Consider the following 4494-nt stretch of genomic DNA (forward strand, 5'->3'; position numbering starts at 1 on the left):
GTTGAAGAACGCAAGGCCGCGAACAAGGCCCTGATCGACGAAGTGCTGCAGGCATACCCCGAAAAGATGGCCAAGCGCCGCGCCAAGCATCTGGGTTCCTTTGAACAGGGCAAGCTCGACTGTGGGGCGAAATCGAACATCAAATCGCTGCCCGCTGTAATGGTCGGGCGACGGCATACTAACTGAACTCGATAACACGCTTGCATCTATTGAAACAGTCCGATTCCGTTGCAATTGGCCGTTTGCTCAAGCGTATACGATCACCAACATCATTCGGGATTGGTTCGTGGCCAACATGGACGAAGCGGCGCGCAAGCAGATGCGCATACGGCAGTAGTACCTGCCCGTGGAAGTCGGCTTCATGCCGCGCGGCTAACGTTCGAGCAGGCGTTGGTCAACTTCGCTTGAAGATGAAGAAGGACCATGCTGACGGGCAGGTGCGATGAAGTGCCATTGCAGCATTGCTCACGCTGCCGGCTTCAACCACCGTCACGAACGTACACAGTAGCGCGCTGTTGATATCCGCAATCATCAATTTCCCTCATGCACGCATAAAGATTTCCAGCTTATACCACGCATACACCTGCGGTTAGTATCCTCTCTTCACTCACGCGAGAAATATGGATGAGCGGGGAATTGAACGCAAACCAAGCCAAATACGCGTTGTCGAGAGCGTCCGTGTTGTTCTCGCACGCGATCGCGCCGATGTTCGCCGTCGCGTCGATGTGCAGCATTCAACTCGGCGCCGCACTATCGCTGTCCACGACGATAAGACACAGTACCATTAGCATAACTTGGTTGCGACTGTGCTTCGCAGCGGTAGTGCTCGCGGTCATCGCGCGACCGCCGCTGCACACGTATTCTCGCCAGCACTGGGGAGCCGCGGCCGCGCTTGGCAGTGCGGCCGCGTGTATGACGCTATGCTTCTTCGAGGCAGTGCGGCGTGTGCCGCTTGTGTTTGCAGTGGCAGTCAGCTTCCTTGGGCCGGTCGCGGTCGCGACATTCGGCGAGCGCAGACTCAGAAGGTTGATGTGGCCGGTGTTCGCAGTCGCTGGCGTGCTATTGCTAGCTCGGCAGGACGGCATGTGGGTGGTGAGCCCCATTGACTTGGTCTTCCCGATTGGATCGGCACTCGGCTGGGTCGTACACATCGTGTTAAAGAAGCGCGTCGGCATGCTGTTTGACGAGCTGGAAGGGCTTTCTGCGTCCCTGATCGCCGCTGCTGTCGTTACCGGACCATTCGGTATTCTGTTGAGCGGTGGCCATTTGCCTATGGGGCAACTCGTCAATGCCGCGTACATTGCAGTCTTGGTGCCGATCGTCCCCTACGTACTTAAACTAATCGCACTGCGTCGGATGAACGCATCCGCATTCGGTGTCGTGATGTGCACCGAGCCTGCGATCGCGGCGGCGATCGGCTGCCTCGTACTTGCACAGCCGATAGGCAGATCCCAGTTCATTGGAACGTTGTGCGTTGTTGGCGCATGCATCGGTGCAGTGGTAGGCGGTATCCGTGCTCACTCGCCTCCACGGAGTCGCGTGTGACTGCGAATCTCCCGATGGACGACCTGCGTGGCGAGCCGTACGTGCTTACCATGGACGAACACCGAACTGGACGTGTTGCTGCAAAAGCGGCGCGACAACGCTGCAGCCGCGCCTTTCTTCAAGCAGGTGTCTCGCTCCAGTCCGCCCCCACAAGATCGTCATCGCAGCTACCTGCGGCCAACGCAGACGCTCCAACGTTTGCTCGCATCGGAGGATTGGACGGGCGTGAGAGCTTAGCTTGAGAATTAATATGAAATGCGTATTTTCTATGATAGATAAGCCCATATGCAAAGCTATCGCAAGGCACATCGGTGATGTTTATCGATGGGTAATTTCGGCCTTGTTAATCAATATTGCGAACTAACCTAATGATACATAAGAAAATTTTTTTGATTTTTATACTTGCGCTTGGCGTATCAGTTCATACGTTGGCGGCAACGGTCGAAAGCTGCCCTTCTCCGGCCCGGATCAAGATGACAGCGGGCCTGTACTCGGCGCGAACCGGTGATAACGAAGATGAATGGCTGGGTATTGCGCCAGCAGGTGGCGGAGGTAATATCAGGCAATTTAACGCCGCCACGTTTTATCCAGCGCAAGATGATGACGTACCGCGAGGATCATTAGCCAAGTGCTCCTATGAACTTGACAAAGGTACGGTAGACTTACGATATAAACCTAATTCGCTTACGGAACCGGTTGTCGCGTTGGAGGGTAATACCGTGTGGCATCGGAAAGAAGGCCCGTTTGACGTTATCTACTATGAATGCACTGCCCCAACCGCTTCGGGTTGCAAATTCACCATCGTCCGAAGGCGGGGTGACGCCTTTCCTTCTGGAAAGGCGTCGTAGGAGACGAACCATCTCGGCGCTCTCACGTTCTTCCTTCCCAATTCGGCCGGTACGCCCAGTGTTAGGTGACGGGCGCATTGACGGAGATTTCCCAGGTCGCTCGACCGGTATCGGGCACCGAGGAGCGACTTGAGGACTTTGCAGCCCCATGCCGCCCCTGTTGTGCACAGTGTCGGCTGGCGGCGAGAGCTGGCGCTGGGACGCGTATGGGACGTGCTACGCTCGACGTTTCGGCTCAGGGCATGTGCTACCAATCTGGGACTGTGACTTCATGTCGTTTGCTCACTGGCGAACCGATGCTGGGGCCGTCGTCTCCAGTCTCAATGTCGTTGGCGGAAGTCAACCAATAGGAGTAGCAGAATTGGAAATGAAGAAGAATATTGGGCCCGTTGTGACTCGGCATGCCGTGACACTTGCACTAGCTATATGCCTCGTGGCAGGCTGCTCCCCCGGCATTGGAGCGCAGCAGGATGCGTTCGTGCCGCTTGTGCGTAGCATGGCGGACCGCCTTAACACCGCTGACCAGGTCGCTCTTAGCAAGTGGGACACTGATCAACCCGTCTACGACCGTCAGCGGGAAACGCAAGTTATTACAAATGCGGCGACGATGGCGTCTGAGCACGGGCTAACTCCGGAGGATGCGATAAACATTTTCTCGGACCAGATTGAAGCCAACAAAGAAGTCCAGTACGCGCTGCTCAACAACTGGAGACGTCAAGGCAATGCTCCCGCAACGCCGCGCCAGAGCTTACCAAGTGTCATCCGACCAATTCTAGATAAGCTACAAGTCTCTATCATGGAGAATCTGCAGAGCGTGGCACCTCTGCGCAGCATTGCAGATTGCCATGCACAGGTTGCATCGGCAGTGGGGCAAGTAGCTCAACAAGCGTCGCTTGATGTCCTTCATCGCGCGGCGCTCGATCGTTCGGTCGCACGGGTATGTGTCAAATCTTGACTTTCCGACGAATCTGAAAACGCACAAACGCCCATTTGAATGGATACCCTATTCGAGTCGGCGCTGAATAAAACGTTTTGTCCGTTGTCGTCGTTAGACGACGGGCGTGTCTGATCGACAGGAACGAACAACGCGAGAAGGACGGAAGACGCAAAAAATCCGTAGCTTTCCCTCGGTCACCGCCCTTGGCTCCACCCACTCCGCAGCCGGTTTCCCGACCTTGTTCGTAGGCTTCTGCGGAGTCTGACTCTCACGTCCGTACATCCTCGGCTTCGGCTCCTCATCTTCCCCGACGCGTACCTGACCAATACCGCTACAGCGCCAGGTCAGACGTGAGTTCTCCCTGTTCCTTTGCAAGGCGCTCGCGTGCATGCCAGGTTCTACGACCACGCCGGATCGGCAGGCACTCGCGATGTCGCGCCCGCTCGTATTGCTTTCCACCTACTGTGGAGCGCGTCGGCATCCGGGATAAAACGATTTCGTGGCTCCATGGCTGGCCTACACATTCCCCTGCCGACGCTTCGCCGACCTCCTCGCGGACGCCCACGCACGGCTCGGGGGCGATGTGGCTCGGATGCCTTCATAGTAGTGGACTCTCACCACCTACACCTCGGGTTCTCCACCCATAGCCGGACGATCCCTTCGTCAGACAGGTCGAACGCGTGCTGCAGATACAGCAGGCCCGCGATCAACCGGGGGGAAGTCGCGGGCCGCCGCCCCTTACGCGACACGAAGCTTTCGCTCATCGCCACGCCCAGTCAATCCCAGTTGACCAACTCGGCTAGGCGAACCAGCAGATGCTTCAAATTGATCTGCTTACGCAGCGGCTGCCGGTAAAAATCTCCCTCCGTCACAGGCGTCTTGGGACCCATCCGCACCTCATCAGGGTTCGCAGCATTTAGGCGTTAATATGCCAGGTCGCTGCAATTCCTACAATGCCATTTCAGCTGAATGTGCCCACCGCGCAAGGCTTTCCCGATTCAGCAAGCCGACCTACCCACCCCCGTGTCCAATCGAAGCGTAAGCGTTCGATCTGTACCGTCGCCACGTTCCGCGTAGAAGATGCAATCATTGGCCGCAACGGGCACGAGTGACCGACAGTGTCCACAAACTGGGGAGAATGGACACAGTGTCTCAGACAGTCGA

The 4494-nt window shown here is 56.7% G+C and carries 3 protein-coding genes and 2 pseudogenes; 4 read left to right on the forward strand and 1 reads right to left on the reverse strand.

The window, feature by feature from the left end; all coding sequences use genetic code 11:
* The 4 genes and pseudogenes from AABE10_RS35960 to AABE10_RS35975 form a co-directional block, all read left to right on the forward strand.
* Positions 1–171: pseudogene (locus tag AABE10_RS35960) on the forward strand (nitrogenase molybdenum-iron protein alpha chain); the annotation flags it as partial.
* Between the two features lie 453 nt (positions 172–624).
* Positions 625–1545: an EamA family transporter gene (locus tag AABE10_RS35965; protein WP_342937803.1), complete on the forward strand. Its 921-nt coding sequence runs from the start codon at positions 625–627 to the stop codon at positions 1543–1545.
* A 368-nt stretch (positions 1546–1913) separates the two neighbouring features.
* Positions 1914–2393 (forward strand): DUF3757 domain-containing protein, encoded by a 480-nt coding sequence (locus AABE10_RS35970; protein WP_342937804.1) that lies wholly within the window; start codon positions 1914–1916, stop codon positions 2391–2393.
* Between the two features lie 367 nt (positions 2394–2760).
* Positions 2761–3348, forward strand: coding sequence for a chorismate mutase (locus tag AABE10_RS35975; RefSeq protein ID WP_342937805.1), 588 nt, complete (start codon positions 2761–2763; stop codon positions 3346–3348).
* A gap of 611 nt (positions 3349–3959) precedes the next feature.
* On the opposite strand, the pseudogene AABE10_RS35980 reads toward AABE10_RS35975, so the two are convergent.
* Positions 3960–4220: pseudogene (locus tag AABE10_RS35980) on the reverse strand (IS5/IS1182 family transposase); the annotation flags it as partial.
* Between the last annotated feature and the right edge of the window lie 274 nt (positions 4221–4494).

The organism is Paraburkholderia diazotrophica, from assembly GCF_038900755.1.
In the GTDB taxonomy this organism is placed as follows: domain Bacteria; phylum Pseudomonadota; class Gammaproteobacteria; order Burkholderiales; family Burkholderiaceae; genus Paraburkholderia; species Paraburkholderia diazotrophica_A.

Bases quoted from the DNA above. Each gene is read 5' to 3' on its own strand.
- AABE10_RS35975 (WP_342937805.1), top strand. From the start codon at position 2,761: ATGAAGAAGAATATTGGGCCCGTTGTGACTCGGCATGCCGTGACACTT.
- AABE10_RS35970 (WP_342937804.1), top strand. From the start codon at position 1,914: ATGATACATAAGAAAATTTTTTTGATTTTTATACTTGCGCTTGGCGTA.
- AABE10_RS35965 (WP_342937803.1), top strand. From the start codon at position 625: ATGAGCGGGGAATTGAACGCAAACCAAGCCAAATACGCGTTGTCGAGA.